The organism is Piscinibacter defluvii (genome assembly GCF_004011805.1).
GTDB lineage: Bacteria > Pseudomonadota > Gammaproteobacteria > Burkholderiales > Burkholderiaceae_C > Piscinibacter > Piscinibacter defluvii.
Genome location: NZ_RCHJ01000006.1, coordinates 375,074 through 391,973 on the forward strand (window position 1 = coordinate 375,074; position 16,900 = coordinate 391,973).

The following is a 16,900-nucleotide window of genomic DNA, read 5'->3' on the forward strand; positions in this document are numbered from 1 at the left end:
CGTGGAACCAACGCGGCGTGGCGCGACTCTGTATGCTGCTGCGTCGGCCGACCACAGCAGCCCGCACGCCCTCCCCGCATGAGCCTCTTCCGCGCCCTGACCGCCGCGCTCCTCGTCGTCACGAGTGCGTCGGCACACGCCGCCGGCGCCGTCGTCAGCACCGAGCAGGTCCGCGCCGAGCTGGTGGCGCACGCGCCCGAGGGCCTCGCACCGGGCAAGCCGATGTGGCTCGGCCTCGCGATCGACCACGCCCCGCACTGGCACACCTACTGGAAGAACCCGGGCGATTCCGGCCTGCCCACCACCTTGCAGTGGACGCTGCCGCCCAATGTCGAGGCCGGCGAGATCGACTGGCCGACGCCGCAGCGCCTGCCGATCGGCCCGCTGGTCAACTACGGCTACGACGGCCGGCTGCTGCTGCCGGTACCGCTGACGCTGCCGGCCAACTTCCAGGCCGACGCGCTGAAGGTGCAGCTGCGCGCCGACTGGCTGGTGTGCAAGGACGTCTGCATTCCCGAATCGGGCGAGTTCTCGCTCGAGCTGCCGGCCCACTCGGCCACCGCCGGCCACGCGGCGCGCTTCGAGGCCGCGTTCAAGGCGCGCCCGCAGGCCCTGCCCGCGGTGCAGGCACAGGCCGCGGTGAAGGATGGCGCGCTGCAGATCGAGGTGGCCGGCCTGCCGGCCGGCTGGCAGGGCCAGCCGCTGGTGTTCTTCCCCGAGACCGCGGGCGTGGTCGACAACGCCGCCCGACCCGCCGCCGCCTGGAAGGACGGCCGCTGGAGCGTGCAGGTGCCGCTGTCGGCGCAACGCAGCGAGAGCCCGGCGCGCATGGCCGCCGTGCTCGTGCCGCCGGACCTGGCGGCGGGCGGGCGCATCGAGTTCGCGGTGGCCGGCCCCTGGCCGGCGCTCGCGCCGCTGCCCGGCGAGGTGCCCGCCGCGGCGACCGCACCGCCTGCGCCCGCGGCGGCGCCGCTCGGCCAGGCCGCCGCGCTGCTGTTCGCGCTCGTCGGCGGCGCGCTGCTGAACCTGATGCCCTGCGTGTTCCCGGTGCTCTCGCTCAAGGTGCTGGGCTTCACCACGCATGCGCAGGACCGGCGCCTGCTGGCGCTCGGCGGACTGGCCTACACGGCCGGCGTGGTGCTGTCCTTCCTGGCGCTGGCCGGCGCGCTGCTCGCGCTGCGCGCCGGCGGCGAGCAGCTCGGCTGGGGCTTCCAGCTGCAGTCGCCCGCGGTGGTGGCGCTGCTGGCGGCGCTGTTCACGCTGATCGGCCTGAACCTGGCCGGCGTGTTCGAGTTCGGCAGCGTGCTGCCGAGCCGGGTGGCGGCGCTGCAGCTGCGCCACCCGCTGGTCGACGCGCTGCTGACCGGCGTGCTCGCGGTGGCGGTGGCCTCGCCCTGCACCGCGCCGTTCATGGGCGCGTCGCTCGGCCTGGCGGTCACCCTGCCAGCCGGCCAGGCGCTCGCGGTGTTCGCGGCACTCGGCCTGGGCATGGCGCTGCCCTACCTGGCGGCCAGCCTGTTCCCGGGGCTGGCCCGGCTGCTGCCGCGGCCGGGTGCGTGGATGGCGCGCTTCAAGGTGCTGATGGCCTTCCCGATGTTCGCCACGGTGATCTGGCTGGTCTGGGTGATCGGCCAGCAGACCGGCATCGACGGCGCCGCGGCGTTGCTCGCCGTGCTGCTGGCCCTGGCCTTCATCGCCTGGGCGCTGGGCACGCCGGGCATCGGCCGCGTGGCGCGTGCCGGCTTCGGCGCGCTGGGTGCGCTCGCGCTGGCCGGCGCGCTGGGCTGGATGCTGCCGAGCTTCGAGGCCGGCGCCTCGCCCAAGGCCGGCAGCGCGCAGGGTGCGTGGCAGCCCTGGAGCGAGGAACGTGTCGTGCAGGCGCTAGCGGCCGGCCGGCCGGTGTTCGTCGACTTCACCGCCGCCTGGTGCGTGACCTGCCAGTACAACAAGCGCACCACGCTGGCCGACGCGGCGGTGATGCAGGATTTCGAGGCGCGCGAAGTGCTGCTGCTGCGCGCCGACTGGACCCGGCGCGACGCCGCCATCACCGCCGCGCTGGCCGGCTTCGGTCGCAACGGCGTGCCGGTCTACGCCCTGTATGCCCCCGGCGGCGGCGCGCCGCGGCTGCTCTCGGAGATCCTGAGCGTGCGCGAGGTGCGCGACGCGCTCGCCGGCCTCTGACACCGTCTCCCCCCCACGACGCAGGAGTTGTCCATGCTGCCCCGTGCCCTCGCCTCCGCTGCCCTGATCGCCTTCAGTGCCGCCGCCTCGGCGGCCGCCACCCTCGGTCAGCCCGCGCCAAGCTTCAGTGCCACCGACACCGCCGGCAAGACCGTCGCGCTGGGCGACTTCAAGGGCAAGACCGTCGTGCTCGAGTGGGTCAACCCCGGCTGTCCGTACGTGCGCAAGCACTACGACAGCGCCAACATGCAGGCCACGCAGAAGGCCGCTGCGGCACAGGGCGTGGTCTGGCTGGCGGTCAACTCGACCCACGCCGGGGCGAGCGACTACCTCGCCCCGGCCGCGATGGGCGGCTGGATGAAGGACAAGGGTGCCGCCGCCACCGCGACGCTGATGGACACCGAGGGCACGCTCGGGCGGGCCTACGGCGCCCGCACCACGCCGCACCTGTACGTGATCGACCCGAAGGGCACGCTGGTCTACGCCGGCGCGATCGACAGCAAGCCGAGCGCCAACCCGGCCGACATCAAGACCGCGACCAACTACGTCACTCAGACGCTGACCGAGCTCGCCGCGGGCAAGCCGGTCAGCAAGCCCGCTTCGCAGGCCTACGGCTGCTCGATCAAGTACGCCGACTGAGATCCCGAGCGGCCGGCGTCAACCGAGGCCGAAGGCGTAGTCGATCGCGGCCTGGGTCGACGCGACGCCGTTCAGGGTCGCGACCAGCGTCAGCTCGCTCGCTTCGACCAGTTCGTCGAAGTTGGTACGGAACACGTACACGGCGGTGCTGCTGCCGTCGTCGAAGGCGAACAGCTGGCCGCTCGACAGGATCGCAGCGCCGCCGGCCTGCGATCCGGCCAGCGCGGCGGCGGCGGCGGCGGTCAGCGCCGCCAGGTCGGTGGTGAAGACGACGATCTCGTGCGCCTGTGTCCAGCCGCCGGAGCCGGCGCAGTCGACCGCTCCGTCGACCTGCAGGTCGTCGTTGCCGATCTGCAATCCCGGCCAGGCCGCCTGCACGAGCAGGCGATCGGTGCCGGCCAGGTAGTCGGTCACGCTGGCTGCGCCCAGCCCGATCAGGAACCGGTCCGCGCCCGCACCGCCGGTCAGCGTGTTGCTGCCTTCTTCACCCCGCAGCGAGTCGTCGCCGGCGCCGCCGTCCAGCGTGTCGTTGCCGTAGCTGCCGCGCAGGCTGTCGTGGCCGTTTCCGCCGGCGAGGCGGTCGCTGCCGTCGCCGCCGGCCAGCATGTCGGCACCCGCGCCACCATCGAGGGTGTCGCTACCGAAGCCACCTTCGATCGTGTCGTTGCCCAGCAGGCCCACGAGCAGCAGGTTGCCGCCGAGATCGCCGATCAGCCAGTTGTCGAGGGCGTTGCCGGTGAGCGACGCATCCGTCTCTTCGACCCCCAGCACCCCCTGCTCGACGTTGTCCGGCAGGGTGTAGCTCTCGACCACGCGGATCTGGTCGACGCCCCCGCCGACGAGTTCGACCACCAGGTCGCCGGGGGACGCGAGCACGTAGTAGTCGTCCCCTGCGCCGCCGACCAGGGTGTCGCTGCCGGCGTCGCCTTGCAGCGAGTCATTGCCCGCGCCGCCGAGCAGGCTGTCATCGCCGCCCCAGCCTTGCAGGTAGTCGTTGCCGTCGAGGCCCGAGAGCCGGTTGGCCGCGCCGGTGCCGATCAGCTGGTTGTCCTGCGCGTTGCCGGTGCCGTCGAGGGCCTGCAGCGACGCGGCACCGCCCAGCGACAGCCGCTCCAGCTTGTCCGCCAGCGTCCAGGACACCGAGGCCAGCACCTGGTCGCGGTCGGCCGCGCTCGAATCGGTCACCACGTCGCCGGCGGCGTCGACGATGAAGACGTCGTCGTACGCACTTCCGAGCAACGTGTCGCTGCCGGCCCCGCCATCGATCGTGCCGCCCTGCCAGCCGCCCTGGAGCCGGTTGTCCAGCGCATTGCCGGTGACGTTGAACCGAAAGCCCAGCCCGGTGATGCGGAACTCCTGGTTCTCGATGCCGGCGCCGAGCTGGTAGTTGCGCACGTCGCCGGCCACCACGACCGTGTCGACTCCCGAGCCGCCGGACTCGCTCACCACGTCGAGCGTCGAGTCGATCACGTAGCGGTCGTCGCCGGCGCCGCCGATCAGGGTGTCGGCGCCGACATGGCCGTCCAGCGTGTCGTTGCCGGCGCCGCCCACGAGGCGGTTGGCCCCGGTATTGCCCAGGATCTGGTTGGCCAGCGTGTTGCCGGTGCCGGACAGGCCGGCCGTCCCGACCAGGAACAGCCATTCCTGGTTGGCGCCCAGGGCCCAGCTCACGGAGGCCTCGATCGTGTCGATCTGCAGCGGATCGGCATCGGTCTCGACGATCACGTCCGTGAGGCTGCTCACCTGGTAGAGGTCGAAGCCGGCGCCACCGACCAGCGAGTCGCTGCCGCTGCCGCCGTTCAGGACGTCGTTGTCGGCACCGCCCAGCAGGGTGTCGTTGCCGGCCCCGCCGGCCAGGCGATTCGGACCCGCGTTGCCGGTGATCAGGTTGGCCAGCGTGTTGCCGGTGCCGCGCAGCGCTGCATTGCCGAGCAGCACGAGCTGCTCGACGTTGGATCCCAGCACATGGTTGACGAGGCTCTCGACGCGGTCGATCTCGGTGGCGAGGCTGCTGGTCTCGACCACCAGGTCGGCAGCGGCGGTGACGACGTAGACGTCATCGCCCGCGCCGCCCGCCATCGAATCGGCCCCGGAGCCACCCACCAGCGTGTCGTTGCCGGCGCCGCCGGCCAGCGTGTCGTTGCCCGCCGCGCCGGACAGCAGGTTGGCCGCGCCATTGCCGTCGATCCGGTTGGCCAGGGCATTGCCCGTGCCGGCGAGCGCCTGGCTGCCGCCGAGCACCAGCCGCTCGAGGTTGGCACCGAGCGTGAGGCTCGCAAAGCTGATCACCGAATCGAACTCGGTAGTCAGGGTGCTGGTCTCGACGATCAGGTCGGCCGCCGAATGCACCACGTACACATCGTTGCCGCTGCCGCCGACCAGGGTGTCCACCCCGCTCCCGCCCACCAGCGAATCGTTGCCGGCGCCGCCGACCAGCGAGTCGTCGCCGGAGCCACCCGACAAGGTGTCGTCGCCGGCCAGGCCGTTCAGGGTGTCGTTGCCGGCACTGCCCAGCAGCGAGTCGGCCGCCGGGGTGCCGTTGGCGGCGAGCAGGTTTCGGCGCATGCAGGTCCTCTTGTGCCGGCCGCCGTGGCCGGCATGCCGATCGTTGTGGGAAGCGGCGGAACTCTACTGGCCCGGCCGCGGGTGCCGGCTCGGCACATCACCCACCCTGCGAGCAGGGGCTAGACGTGGACGACGTTCACCGGCAGCCCCGGCACGTCCACGCGCAGGCCGAGCACGCAGCCGGCCAGCGCCTGCGCGGCCAGCTCCGCGGCCGGGCGCTTCTCGCGCGCGGTGGTGATGTAGAGCGTCTTCAGGTCGTCGCCGCCGAAGCAGGGCATGGTCGCGCAGCGCACCGGCAGCAGCACCTCGCGCAGCACCTCGCCGGCCGGCGACAGGCGCAACACGCGCTGGCCCTCGAACATCGCGACCCAGTAGCAGCCCTCGGTGTCGACCGCCGCGCCGTCGGGCCGGCCGCCGTAGTCGTCCAGCGGCTGGCCCTCGGCCCGCGGCGCAAACTGCGCGAACACTCGCTGCCGGCTCAGCTCGCCGGCATGCGGCTCGAAGTCGAAGGCGTAGATGGTGTGGGCCTTGGTGTCGGTCCAGTACATCGTCGCGCCGTCCGGGCTCCAGGCCAGGCCGTTGGCCACCGTCACGCCGCCGGCCTTGCGCTTCAGGCCCTCGCGCGTCAGGCAGTGCAGCGTCGCGGCGGCCGCGTCGCGCGGCTCGTAGATCGTGCCGACCCAGAAGCGGCCCTGCGGGTCGCACTTGCCGTCGTTGAAGCGCTCCTTCGCCGGGTCGTACGGCGGCTTCGCGGCCAGCCGGCGCTCGCCGCTGGCGGGATCGAAGCGCCACAACCCGTCGCGCATCGCCAGCAGCAGCCGGCCGTCGAGCTGCGGTGCGCAGCTCGCCACGTCGGTGTCGAAGTCCCAGTGCGCCAGCGCGCCGCCGGCCGGTTCGAAGCGCTGCAGCCGGTGGCCCGGGATGTCGCACCAGTACAGCGCGCGCTCGCGCGGGTGCCAGAACGGCGATTCGCCCAGCAGGCAGGCGTGCGCGACGGCGACGAACAGGTCCGGGTCCGCGTCTCGCATCGTCAGATCACCGTCACGTCGAGCTGCATCCAGGCGCTCGTGCTCTCGCCCGGCGCCAGCGCGCGCAGGCCATGCGCCAGCGGGTCGGCCATGTGGATGGCGTTGTTGACATGGCTGACCGGCTCGACGCAGAAGTAGTCCTTGTCCTGCGGCGTGTAGACCACCAGCCGGTCGAGCGAGGAGGTGAGCTGCAGCGAGAAGCGCTCGTCGCGGATGCGCGCGGCGCCGCGCCAGCCGTCGAAGGCGTGGTCGAAGTCGAGGTGGGCGACGTCGCCGTCGATGCCCGGCTGTGCCACCTTGCGCACCGGCAGCATCGCGTCGTCCTTGTCCCAGCGTCCGTCGACCTCGATGTGCAGCCGGCTGCGCGCCCGCTTGGGGAAGTACGGGTGCCAGCCCAGCCCGACCGGCGCCACGACCTCGGCCAGGTTCGTCACCACCATCTCGACATGCAGCGACTGCGGCGCGAGCGTCAGGTACTGGCGCGCCTCGAAGGCGAAGGGCCAGTCGGCATCCGGCGCGTGGCGCAGGGCGAGCACCACCTCGAGCGCGCTGGAGGAGACGATCTCCCACGGCCGCAGCCAGCCCACGCCATGCAGCGAATGCGGGCTGCCCTCGAAGTTGGGCTCGGTGGTGTAGTCCCTGCCCTTCCAGCGGAAACGCCGGTAGCCGAGCCGGTTGGAGTAGGGCACCAGCGGGAAGCTGCCGCCCTCGCGCGGCGAGGCGAGCGCCGCCGGCTCCGCGCTGCGCAGCACCGGCATGCCGTGGTGCCACAGGCCGGCGATGCTGCCGCCCAGGCCCGGGCGCAGGGCCAGTCGCAGCGCGCCGGCATGGAGTTCGAAGCTGTCGCGGGTGCTGGCGCTCATCAATAGCCCTGGGTGCCGGAGGAGATGGAGTGCACGTGTTCGCTGCCGGGCGTGCGCAGCGCGCCGATCACCGAACGTGCGGCGCGCATCAGCAGGCTCACGTCGGAGCCGATGGCGATGAAGTCGAAGCCCGCGGCGCGGTACTGCGCCGCCACCTCCGGGCTGTCGCCGATGGTGCCGATCGGCGTGCCCGCGGCCTTGGCGCGCTCGGCCGCGCTGCCGAGCAGCTCCATCACCTTCGGGTGCGTGAACTGGCCGATCACGCCGAGCGAGGCCGACAGGTCGGCCGGCCCGACGAACAGCGCATCGACGCCGGGCACGGCGGCGATCTGCTCCAGCCGCTCGACCGCGGCGACCGTCTCGAGCTGCACGATCACGCCGACCTGCTTGTTGGCCTGCGCGAAGTAGTTGGCCTGCGTGCCGTAACGCGAGGCGCGGCTCGCGCCGGCCAGGCCGCGGATGCCCTCGGGCGGGTACCGCGTGGCGGCCACCGCGCGGGCCGCCTCGTCGGCGTTCTGCACGAAGGGGACCATCAGCGTCGTCGCCCCGGCGTCGAGGATGCGCTTGACCACCACCGGGTCGTTCCAGGGCACACGCACCGCCGGCACCATCTTGGTGGCGCACAGCGCCTGCAGCATGTGCAGCACCTCCATCGTGTCGGTGGGCGAATGTTCCATGTCGACCACGGCCCAGTCGAAGCCGGCGTGGCCCACCGCCTCGGCGACGACCGGGCTGGCCGAGGAGATCCAGGTCCCCACCGGCGGGTGTGCGCCGGCGGCCTTGAGCATCTGCTTGAACGGGTTCATCGTCGTGTCTCCATCAGTAGCGGCTCGGCGTGTCGTCCAGCCGGGCCAGCAGGTAGTGCGCGCCCGGGATCGGGTTGTAGTAGTAGGGCGCCGTTTCCTCGAAGCCGAGCGAGGCGTAGAGTTCGCGCGCGGCCTCCATGTCGTCCAGCGTGTCGAGCAGGATCACCGAGTAGCCGCAGCGCCGCGCCTCGTCCATCAGCGTCTGCGCGAGCAGGCGGCCCAGGCCGAAGCGGCGGAACGCCGGGCGCACGTACAGGCGCTTCATCTCGCAGGCGTTGGCATGGTCCACGTCGGGCAGCGGGCGGAACGCACCGCAGCCGGCCAGCGCGCCGTCCACCAGCGCCAGCAGCAGGCAGCCCTGCGGCTCGGCATAGTCGCCGGGCAGGCTGCGCAACTCGTCCTCGAAGTTCTGGAAGCACAGGTCCACGCCCAGCGAGGCAGCGTACTCGCGGAAGATCTCGCGCGCCGCGTCGAGTTCGGCGGGCTGTTCGGGGCGCACCAGGCGGATGTCGGGGCCGATCATGCGCTCGGCTTGTCGGGAGCGGTGGCGGGAACCCGACGATAACCCGAGCCGGCCCCAACCGGGCTCGCCCCAGCCCGCGCGCCGGCATGCGCGCGGTCCTTCGCCAGGCGCACGGGTGTCCGCAGGGACACCCATGCGTCCGGGCTCAGCCCCCCGCCAGCACGCGCGCGAACACCTCGCTGTCGACGTTGCCCCCGGTCAGCGCCAGGCCGATGCTGCGCGCCGCGCGGCGCGTGCGCTGCTGCAGCGCGGCGGCCAGCGCCGCGGCACCGGCGCCCTCGGCGACGTTGTGCGTCGCGGCGAACAGCAGCCGCATCGCCGCGGCCACCTCGTCGTCGGTCACGGCGACGATCTGGTCGACCTCGCGCCGGATGATCGCGAGCGCGGCCGGCTCGGGCACGCGGCAGGCCATGCCGTCGGCCAGCACCGTGCTCACCGGCGCCTCCACCGGCCGCCCGGCCTCGAAGGAATGCAGGTAGGCCGGCGCATGCGCCGACACCACGCCGACGATGCGGCTGCCCGCGCCGGTGGCCGCGCGCGCCGCGGCGCAGGCGCAGATGCCCGAGCCCAGGCCGATCGGCACGTACACCACCTCGGGCTGCGCGGCCTCGAAGAACTCCATCCAGTAGGTCGCGACCCCGCGCACGAGGTCGGGGTGGAACGAGGGCACCATGTGCGCGCCGCGCTGTGCGGCCAGCGCCTGCGCGTGTTCGCGCGCGGCCTGGAAGTCCTCGCCGTGTTCGACGAGTTCGGCGCCGAGCGCGCGCATCGCCGCGTTCTTCTCCAGCGAGTTGCCGTGCGGCACGACGATGGTGGCGCGCAGGCCGTGGCGCGCGGCGGCGAAGGCGACCGACTGTCCGTGATTGCCGCGTGTCGCGCTGAGCACCTCGCGCAGCCCCGGTTCGCGCCGCAGCAGCGCATCGAAGTAGACCAGGCCGCCACGCAGCTTGAAGGCACCGACCGGGCCGTGGTTCTCGTGCTTGAGCCACACGGGGGCACCCAGGCGCGCCTCCAGCTGCGGCCAGCGGTGCTGCGGCGTCGGCGGCACATGCGGGCGCACCAGCGCGCGGGCGGCCTCGAGGTCGTCGCGGGTGAACATGGTCAGTCTCCGGGCAGGGTCAGGCGGCATTCGCCGAGCGGCGTGGCGAGCACGGCCTCGAGCGGCGCGCCGGGCTCCGGCGCCACGGCGATGCCGTCGGGCAGCGCCTCGCGCAGCGGCGCCGGCAGCGCGCGGACGGTGAGCTCGCGCAGCACCACCGGGCTGGCCGGCAGGCTGTCGCAGGGATGGGCGTCGCCCCATTCGATCAGCGTCGGCCACTGGCCCTGCGCGAGGCGCGCGCCGTCGGGCCGCACCGCGATGCGCCAGCGCAGCGTGCCGCGGCTGGCGGCCAGCATCTCGCCGCGGTCGATGCCGCCGGCGCGCCAGGCGGCGCAGGCCGCGTCGAGGTCGTCCACCCGCGCCACCCAGTGGATCAGCGCCGGGCCGCGCGCCAGACGCGCCTGCAGCGCGGCATCGTCGAGGTCGAACCAGCGCACCCGGCCGGGTGGTGGCGCGGCCGCGTCGATGGCGATGATCTCGAGGTAGGCGCGCGGGAAGCCGTGCCCGTCGATGCGCAGCAGGCGGTTGTGCGTGCCCATCAGCGGGTGCGCGCCGCCGGGTGCGGGCGTGACGCCGAGCGTCGCCTCGCACCACGCCACGCCCTGTGCGAGCGAGGCCGCACCGACCACCAGGTGGTCGAGGCCTAGCATCACAGGGCAACCTGCCCGGCCACGACCTCGACGCAGTCGCCACCAACCCAGACCTGACCGTCGACGCGCTCGACGTGCACCCGCCCGGCGCGGCCCAGCGCGGTGCCCTGCGCGGCCAAGTAGCGCTCGGGCGCCAGGCCGGCGCCGATCAGCCACTGGCCCAGGCTCGCGTTCAGGCTGCCGGTGACCGGGTCCTCGGTCGGCCCGACGCCGCGGATAAAGGCGCGCACCTCGAACTGCGCGTCGTGCCCCGGCGGACAGGGCGCGACCACGCCGATGTCGGCCGGCTCGAGCGCCGCGAAGTCCGGCTTCAGCGCGAGCAGTTCGTCGCGCGAGCCGAGCAGCACCGCCACCCAGCCCGGGCCGTTGTCGACCCACTGGGCGGCGCGGATCGCATCGGCCGGAATGCGCAGGCTGCGCGCGATCGAGGCCAGCGTGGCCGCATCGACGGCGCCGCCGCGCAGCAGCTTCGGCGCAGCGAACGCGAGCCGCGTGCCGTCGCGCCGCACCCGCACCAGGCCCACGCCGCATTGCTGCACCACCGCGTCGGCCGACTTCGGGCGGCCGCCCGCGGCCAGCCAGGCGTGGCAGCTGCCGAGCGTGGGGTGGCCGGCGAACGGCAGCTCGCGGTCGGGCGTGAAGATGCGCACCCGGTAGTCGGCCTGCGGCTCGGTGGGCGGCAGCAGGAAGGTGGTCTCGCTGAAGTTGGTCCAGCGCGCGAAGGCCTGCAGCGTCGCGTCGTCCAGGCCGTCGGCCTCGTGCACCACCGCGAGCGGGTTGCCCTTCAGCGGCGTCGCGGTGAAGACGTCGATTTCGTGGTACCGATGAAGGCTCATGTGGTTTCCTTCAGCGCCTGCGCCAGCAGCTCGACGCCGCGCTCGATCTGCTCCGGCGCCACGGTGACGAAGCTCAGCCGCAGCGTATTCGCCTGCGGTCGTTCGGCAAAGAAGGGCGCGCCCGGCACGAAGGCCATGCCGCGTTCGACCGCGTGCGGCAGCAGCGCCGCCGCGTCGATGCCCTCGGGCAGCTCGACCCAGAAGAACATGCCGCCGCGCGGCGCCTGCCAGCGGCAGCCGGGCGGGAGGTGGCGCGCCAGCGCCGCGGCCATCGCGTCGCGCCGCGCGCGGTAGCGCGCGCGGATGGTCGGCACATGCTCGCGCAGGAAGCCGTCGCGGATCACCTCGTGCACCACGCGCTGGTTGAAGCCGGGGGTGTGCAGGTCGGCGGCCTGCTTGGCCTGCAGCAGCTTGGGGAAGACCTCCGTGGGCGCCACCACGTAGCCCAGGCGCAGCCCCGGCGCCAGCACCTTGGAGAACGAGCCGAGGTAGATCGTGTTGAGCGGATGCCGGGCCGCCAGCGGCGCGGGCGGCGGGCTGTCGAACCACAGGTCGCCGTAGGGGTTGTCCTCGACGATCGGCAGGCCCATCGCCGCGGCCGCGTCGGCCACCGCCACGCGGCGCGCCGCGCTCATGCAGCGCCCGCTCGGGTTCTGGAAGTTCGGCAGCAGGTAGAGGAAACGCGCGCCGCGCGCCTGCGCCAGCGCGTCGACGCGCGGGCCGTCGTCGTCGCACGGCAGGCTGATCGTCTCGGGCTCGTAGGGCGCGAAGGCCTGCAGTGCGCCGAGGTAGGTGGGCGCCTCGACGGCCACGCCGCTTCCCGCATCGAGCAGCAGCTTGGCCACCAGGTCCAGGCCCTGCTGCGAGCCGGTGGTGATCAGCACCTGCCCGGGCGCGGCCGCCAGGCCCTGTTCGTTCAGCTGCGCCGCGACCCACTCGCGCAGCGGCGCATAGCCTTCGCTGGCGGCGTACTGCAGCGCCTCGCGTGGCGTGTCGCGCAGCACGCGCTCGCTGGCCGCGCGCATCGCCTCGACCGGGAAGCTCTCCGGCGCCGGCAGGCCGCCGGCCAGCGAGAGGATGCCGGGGCGCTCGGTGACCTTGAGGATCTCGCGGATCACCGAGGGGTTCATGCGCGCCGCACGGCGCGCGAGGGTGAAGCTCATGGCATGGTCCTTGTCGCCGGCCGCACCGCCACCGGCATCTTCTTGCCCACCAGCACCGTCGCCACCACGGCCAGCGCGAAGGTGACGGTCAGCGGGTCGAGCGTCTCGCCCAGCAGCGGCACCGCCGCCAGCAGCGAGAGAAAGGGCTGCACCAACTGCACCTGGCTGACGCGCACCGCGCCGCCCAGCGCCAGGCCGCGGTACCAGGCGAAGAAGCCCAGCCACATCGAGAACAGTGCCACGTAGGCGAAGCCGGCCCAGGCCGAGGCGCGCACCGGCGCGTCCGGCCAGGCGTGCAGCGCCACCGGCAGCGTGAGCGGCAGGCTCAGCACCAGCACCCAGCAGATCACCTGCTCGGCCGGCATCTGCGTGGCCAGGCGCGCGCCCGAGACATAACCGAGCGCGGTGCAGGCCACCGCGCCGAGCAGCAGCGCATCGGCCGCGGTCAGCGCACCGCCGCTTTGCAGCAGCGCGAAGGCCACCACCAGCGCGCAGCCCGCGCCGGCGCAGGCCCAGAAACCGGCCGACGGGCGCTGGCGGAAGTGCAGCGCCGCCGCCACCGCGGTGGCCAGCGGCATCAGCCCGGTGACCACGGCGGCATGCATCGCATCCACGTGGCGCAGCGCCAGGCCGATGAAGAGCGGGAAGCCGACCACCGTGCCGAGCGCCGAGGCGAAGAAGGTCGGCAGCTGCCCGGCGCGCGGCCGCGGCGCGCGAGTGGCGAGCAGGTACAGCAGCGCCAGCAGCCCGGCCACCGCGGCGCGGCCGGCGGTGACGAACAGCGGCGGCAGCTGCGGGTCGTCGGCCGGGCCGACGGCCAGGCGCGTCATCGGCAGCGTCAGCGCGAAGATCGCGACGCCCAGCAGCCCGAGCCAGAGGCCACGGGTCTCGTCGACGGAACGGGGGTGGTGCGGCATGGTCGGGGCAGTCTAGGCGCGCCACCAGCACAGAACCAGTACACTGCCGGTACAGATTCGCCAAACTGTACTGCCTTTCGCATCAGCACAGATGACCGAGCCCCTGCTCTCGCGCGGCGCCGACCGCAGCCTGACCGACCAACTCGCGACCCGCTTCGCCGAGCGCATCCGCCAGCGCCTGCTGGCGCCCGGCGCGCGCCTGCCCTCCGTGCGCGAATGTGCGCGCCGCCATGCGGTGAGCCCGACCACGGTGGTGGCGGCGTACGACCAGCTGCTCGCGCAGGGGCTGGTGGAGGCGCGCCGGCAGCGCGGCTTCTTCGTGCGCGGGCCCAGAGGCGAGGACGGTGGCGAGCCGCGCGGCGCGGCGGCCGGGCCGGCCCCGGCACCGCTGCACCGCACGCCGCTGCCGGTCAGCGCGACCATGCTGATCCGCGGCATGTTCCAGCCGCCCGGCGCGCAGCCGATGCCGGGCCTGGGCACGCTGCCGGTGGACTGGCTGGACGCCGGCCTGATCGGCAGCGCGCTGCGCAAGGTCAGCGCCGCGCTCGGGCGTGGCGCGCTGCAGTACGGCGAGCCGGCCGGCGAGGCGCGCCTGCGCCGCGCGCTCGCCACCCGGCTGGCCGACCTGGGCGTGCGCGCCGCGCCGGAGCAGATCGTCACCAGCGTGGGCGCGACCCATGCGCTGGACATCGTCACGCGCACGCTGGCCAAGCCGGGCGACAGCGTGCTGGTCGACGAGCCGGGCTGGTCGGTCGAGTACGCGCGCCTGGCCGCGCTCGGCCTGCGCGTGCTGCCGGTGCCGCGCGGGCCCGAGGGGCCCGACCTGGCGGTGATGCAGCGCCTGATCGAGGCCCAGCCGCCGGGGGCACGGCCGCGCCTGTACGTCACCGTCTCGGTGCTGCACAACCCGACCGGCGCGTCGCTCTCGCTGCAGTCGGCGCACCGGGTGCTGCAGCTGGCGCAGGCGCACGACCTGGTGATCGTCGAGGACGACACCTACGCGCATTTCGCGCCGCCGCACCTGCCGCGCCTGGCGGCGCTGGACGCGCTCGAGCGCACCGTCTACGTGGGTGGCTTCTCGAAGATCCTCACGCCGAGCTGGCGTGTCGGCTACCTGGCCGCGCCGCCCGCGCTGGTGGACCGGCTGGTCGACGCCAAGCTGCTGTCGACGCTGACCACGCCGTCGATGACCGAGCTGGCGCTGGCGCACTGCCTCGAGCAGGGCCTGCTGCGCCGCCATGCCGAGCGCGTGCAGCGCCAGCTCGACGACGCACGCAACCGCGCGGTGCGCCTGGTGCAGGCGCACGACTGCCGCCTCGCCGCCGAGCCGCGCGGGCTGTTCGGCTGGGTCGACGTCGGCGTCGACACCGAACGGCTGTCGCAGCTGCTGCTGGACGACGGCTGGCTGATCGCGCCCGGCGCGCTGTTCCATGCCACGCACCGGCCGACCACGCTCATGCGCATCAACTTCGCCACCACGCAGGAGGCGCGCTTCTGGCGCGCGCTGGTCCGGGCCCGGGCTACGATGTCCGGTCTTTCGTGACCAGCCGTAACAGCGCAAAATCCATCCCGCCATGCACAGCGAGATGTTCGAGCCCACCATCCCGTTCGGCGAGCCCGAACTGATGCGGGTGAGCGCGTACCAGCGCTACCTCGATCAGATGAAGGCCGACACGGCGGGCAACCGCATCAGCACGCGCATCTCGCAGTTGAGCCCTTCGCTGCAGGCCGACCTGCTGCGCTTCGGCCAGGACGGCGACGAGTCCGAGGTGGTCGAGGTGCTGGCCGCCTGCGTGCGCCACGGCAAGCGCGTCACCATCCACCTGCAGTGCGGCGCGCGTGTCGTGCCGCTGACCGTGTTCGCGCAGGAGCGCCTGGTGCACTGCCCGCTGGCGATGGACGAACTGGCCGGCAAGCACCTGCTCGAATTGCGCGTGATGCACGTCGAGCCGGCACTGCTGCGCCCGCCGGGTGACCCGGACCAGGCGCTGGTCGGCGCCGAGCACATGCACCACCCGCTCGGGCCGCTGCTGTGGGAGCTGGCGATGCGCGGGCTGCGCCGCGAGCTGCTGCCGGAGATCGCCGGCCCGGCGGTCTACCGCGTCGCGCCGGGGCTGGACCTGCGCTCCATCCCCATCAGCGGCGCGCTGCAGGCCGCCATCACCCGCCTGGCGCGCCAGCCGGCCACCCTGCGCGACCTGGCCGACTGGCCCGGCCTGGACCGCGAACGCGCCACCCGGCTGCTCAATGCGTTGTACCTGCAGTCGGGCCTGATCGTCAGCCGCTCGCACCCGGACGCGGTGCGCGACACCTGGTTCTGAGCGCCGCCTGAGCGGACCACGCGCGCCATCGCGGTGCACGGCCCGGACCGCGCCACGATTTGTTCGCGCTTGCCTCCCCTTACGCAACACAACACCTTGTGCGCCGTCGTAGCGTGAATCGTTCACGCCGCGCCTGTAGTCTCGACCTCGCTCGTCGCACGGCAGAAGGGTCGCAGACAACACCCCACGGTCCGTCGACGCAGCGCTGGTTCCGGTGAAGGCGTGACGCCAGGAGGGCATGGAGGAGGCACCGGTGTTGTCGATCCACGGGTCGGTGCGGCGCAGGCCGCGTCCCGTCCCGCCACGAGGCCGTTGCCGATGGTCCTGCCCTCCGACATCTCGCCCGCCCGCGCCGCCGCGCCCGGTGCCCGCGCCTGGCTGACGCTGCTGGTCCTGCCGCTGGCCGTGGCCTGCAGCGGCGGCGACGAGCGCGCCACGCAGACCGCCGCCAAGGTCAACCGCGAGGAGATCTCGGTCCACCAGGTCAACTTCCTGCTGCAGCGCCGGCCCGGCGTGACGGCGGACAACGCGCCCGGCATGGGCCGCGCGATCCTCGAGCAGCTGATCGACCAGGAGCTCGCGCTGCAGAAGGCGCGCGAGCTGAAGGTCGAGCGCGATCCGGTGGTGCAGCAGGCGCTCGAGGCGGCGCGGCGCGACATCATCGTGCAGGCCTACCTGCAGAAGGTCGGCGACGCCGCGGCCCGGCCTTCGCCGCAGGAGGTGCAGGCCTACTACCGCGAGCACCCGGCGCTGTTCGCGCAGCGCCGCGTCTTCACGCTGCACGACGTGGCGCTCGAAGCCCCGCCGGCCGCCATCGAGCCCTGGCGCGACCGGCTGGCCGCCGCCCGCAGCCCGCAGGAGCTGGCCACGGCCCTGCAGGCCAGCACGCTGCCCTACACGGCACGCCAGTCGACCCAGGGCGCCGGCGCGCTGCCGATGGAGCTGCTGCCGCGCCTGGCCGAACTGCGCGAGGGCCAGTCGCTGCTGCTGCCGCAGCCCGGCGGGCTGCGCGTGCTGATGGTCACCGGCGTGCGCACCGACCCGCTCAGCGAGGAGGCCGCGCGCCCGGCGATCGAGCAGTACCTCGTCAACGACCGGCGCCGCCGCATCGCCGAGCAGGAGGTCAAGGCCCTGCGCGACGGCGCGCGCATCGACTACGTCGGCAGCTTCGCCGAGGCCACGCCGGCCGTCGGCGGCGCCGCCAAATGAGCCTGTCCGCGCGCCGCCCGTCGCGCCGCGCCGCGCTCGTGCTGCTGCTCGGCGCTGGCGCGGCCGCCCGCGCCGCCGCGCCGGCCGAGCCGGCCGCGGC

15 protein-coding genes are annotated in these 16,900 nt (G+C 73.6%); 5 read left to right on the forward strand and 10 right to left on the reverse strand.

Annotated elements, in window-relative coordinates:
- Positions 1–78 precede the first annotated feature (78 nt).
- Positions 79–2,181 (forward strand): protein-disulfide reductase DsbD family protein, encoded by a 2,103-nt coding sequence (locus D9C15_RS19420; protein WP_128000104.1) that lies wholly within the window; start codon positions 79–81, stop codon positions 2,179–2,181.
- A 33-nt stretch (positions 2,182–2,214) separates the two neighbouring features.
- Positions 2,215–2,820, forward strand: coding sequence for a redoxin domain-containing protein (locus tag D9C15_RS19425; protein ID WP_205854843.1), 606 nt, complete (start codon positions 2,215–2,217; stop codon positions 2,818–2,820).
- Positions 2,821–2,838: 18 nt separating this feature from the next.
- On the opposite strand, the gene D9C15_RS19430 is transcribed toward D9C15_RS19425, so the two are convergent.
- The 10 genes from D9C15_RS19430 to D9C15_RS19475 all read right to left on the reverse strand — a co-directional run bounded on the left by D9C15_RS19430 (position 2,839) and on the right by D9C15_RS19475 (position 13,270).
- On the reverse strand, positions 2,839–5,385 hold the full coding sequence (locus D9C15_RS19430) for a beta strand repeat-containing protein (RefSeq protein WP_128000106.1): 2,547 nt from the start codon (positions 5,383–5,385) through the stop codon (positions 2,839–2,841).
- Positions 5,386–5,504: 119 nt separating this feature from the next.
- Positions 5,505–6,413, reverse strand: a complete 909-nt coding sequence (locus tag D9C15_RS19435) for an SMP-30/gluconolactonase/LRE family protein (protein ID WP_128000107.1) — start codon at positions 6,411–6,413, stop codon at positions 5,505–5,507.
- A gap of 2 nt (positions 6,414–6,415) precedes the next feature.
- Positions 6,416–7,276 (reverse strand): aldose 1-epimerase, encoded by an 861-nt coding sequence (locus D9C15_RS19440; protein ID WP_128000108.1) that lies wholly within the window; start codon positions 7,274–7,276, stop codon positions 6,416–6,418.
- A complete protein-coding gene (locus D9C15_RS19445; RefSeq protein ID WP_128000109.1) occupies positions 7,276–8,082 on the reverse strand; it encodes an HpcH/HpaI aldolase family protein in 807 nt (268 codons plus the stop codon). Before D9C15_RS19445 ends, D9C15_RS19440 begins: the two co-directional genes overlap by 1 nt.
- 13 nt (positions 8,083–8,095) lie before the next feature.
- On the reverse strand, positions 8,096–8,605 hold the full coding sequence (locus D9C15_RS19450; protein WP_128000110.1) for a GNAT family N-acetyltransferase: 510 nt from the start codon (positions 8,603–8,605) through the stop codon (positions 8,096–8,098).
- A gap of 145 nt (positions 8,606–8,750) precedes the next feature.
- Positions 8,751–9,704 carry a threonine dehydratase gene (locus D9C15_RS19455; RefSeq protein WP_205854844.1) on the reverse strand — a complete coding sequence of 318 codons (954 nt, stop codon included), beginning with the start codon at positions 9,702–9,704 and terminating at the stop codon, positions 8,751–8,753.
- Positions 9,705–9,706: 2 nt separating this feature from the next.
- Positions 9,707–10,354 (reverse strand): VOC family protein, encoded by a 648-nt coding sequence (locus D9C15_RS19460; RefSeq protein WP_128000112.1) that lies wholly within the window; start codon positions 10,352–10,354, stop codon positions 9,707–9,709.
- Positions 10,354–11,190 carry a PhzF family protein gene (locus D9C15_RS19465; RefSeq protein WP_128000113.1) on the reverse strand — a complete coding sequence of 279 codons (837 nt, stop codon included), beginning with the start codon at positions 11,188–11,190 and terminating at the stop codon, positions 10,354–10,356. Before D9C15_RS19465 ends, D9C15_RS19460 begins: the two co-directional genes overlap by 1 nt.
- Positions 11,187–12,353, reverse strand: coding sequence for an aminotransferase-like domain-containing protein (locus tag D9C15_RS19470; RefSeq protein ID WP_128000114.1), 1,167 nt, complete (start codon positions 12,351–12,353; stop codon positions 11,187–11,189). Before D9C15_RS19470 ends, D9C15_RS19465 begins: the two co-directional genes overlap by 4 nt.
- Complete coding sequence (locus D9C15_RS19475) at positions 12,350–13,270, reverse strand: DMT family transporter (protein ID WP_128000115.1); 921 nt, start codon at positions 13,268–13,270, stop codon at positions 12,350–12,352. Before D9C15_RS19475 ends, D9C15_RS19470 begins: the two co-directional genes overlap by 4 nt.
- 103 nt (positions 13,271–13,373) lie before the next feature.
- Here D9C15_RS19475 and D9C15_RS19480 point away from each other — a divergent pair, with 103 nt between their 5' ends.
- The 3 genes from D9C15_RS19480 (at position 13,374) to D9C15_RS19490 (ending at position 16,800) form a co-directional block, all read left to right on the forward strand.
- Positions 13,374–14,813: an aminotransferase-like domain-containing protein gene (locus D9C15_RS19480; protein ID WP_128000140.1), complete on the forward strand. Its 1,440-nt coding sequence runs from the start codon at positions 13,374–13,376 to the stop codon at positions 14,811–14,813.
- 31 nt (positions 14,814–14,844) lie between these two features.
- Positions 14,845–15,591, forward strand: a complete 747-nt coding sequence (locus D9C15_RS19485) for a lantibiotic dehydratase family protein (protein WP_240668470.1) — start codon at positions 14,845–14,847, stop codon at positions 15,589–15,591.
- A 318-nt stretch (positions 15,592–15,909) separates the two neighbouring features.
- Complete coding sequence (locus D9C15_RS19490) at positions 15,910–16,800, forward strand: EpsD family peptidyl-prolyl cis-trans isomerase (protein WP_128000116.1); 891 nt, start codon at positions 15,910–15,912, stop codon at positions 16,798–16,800.
- The last annotated feature ends 100 nt before the right edge of the window (positions 16,801–16,900 follow it).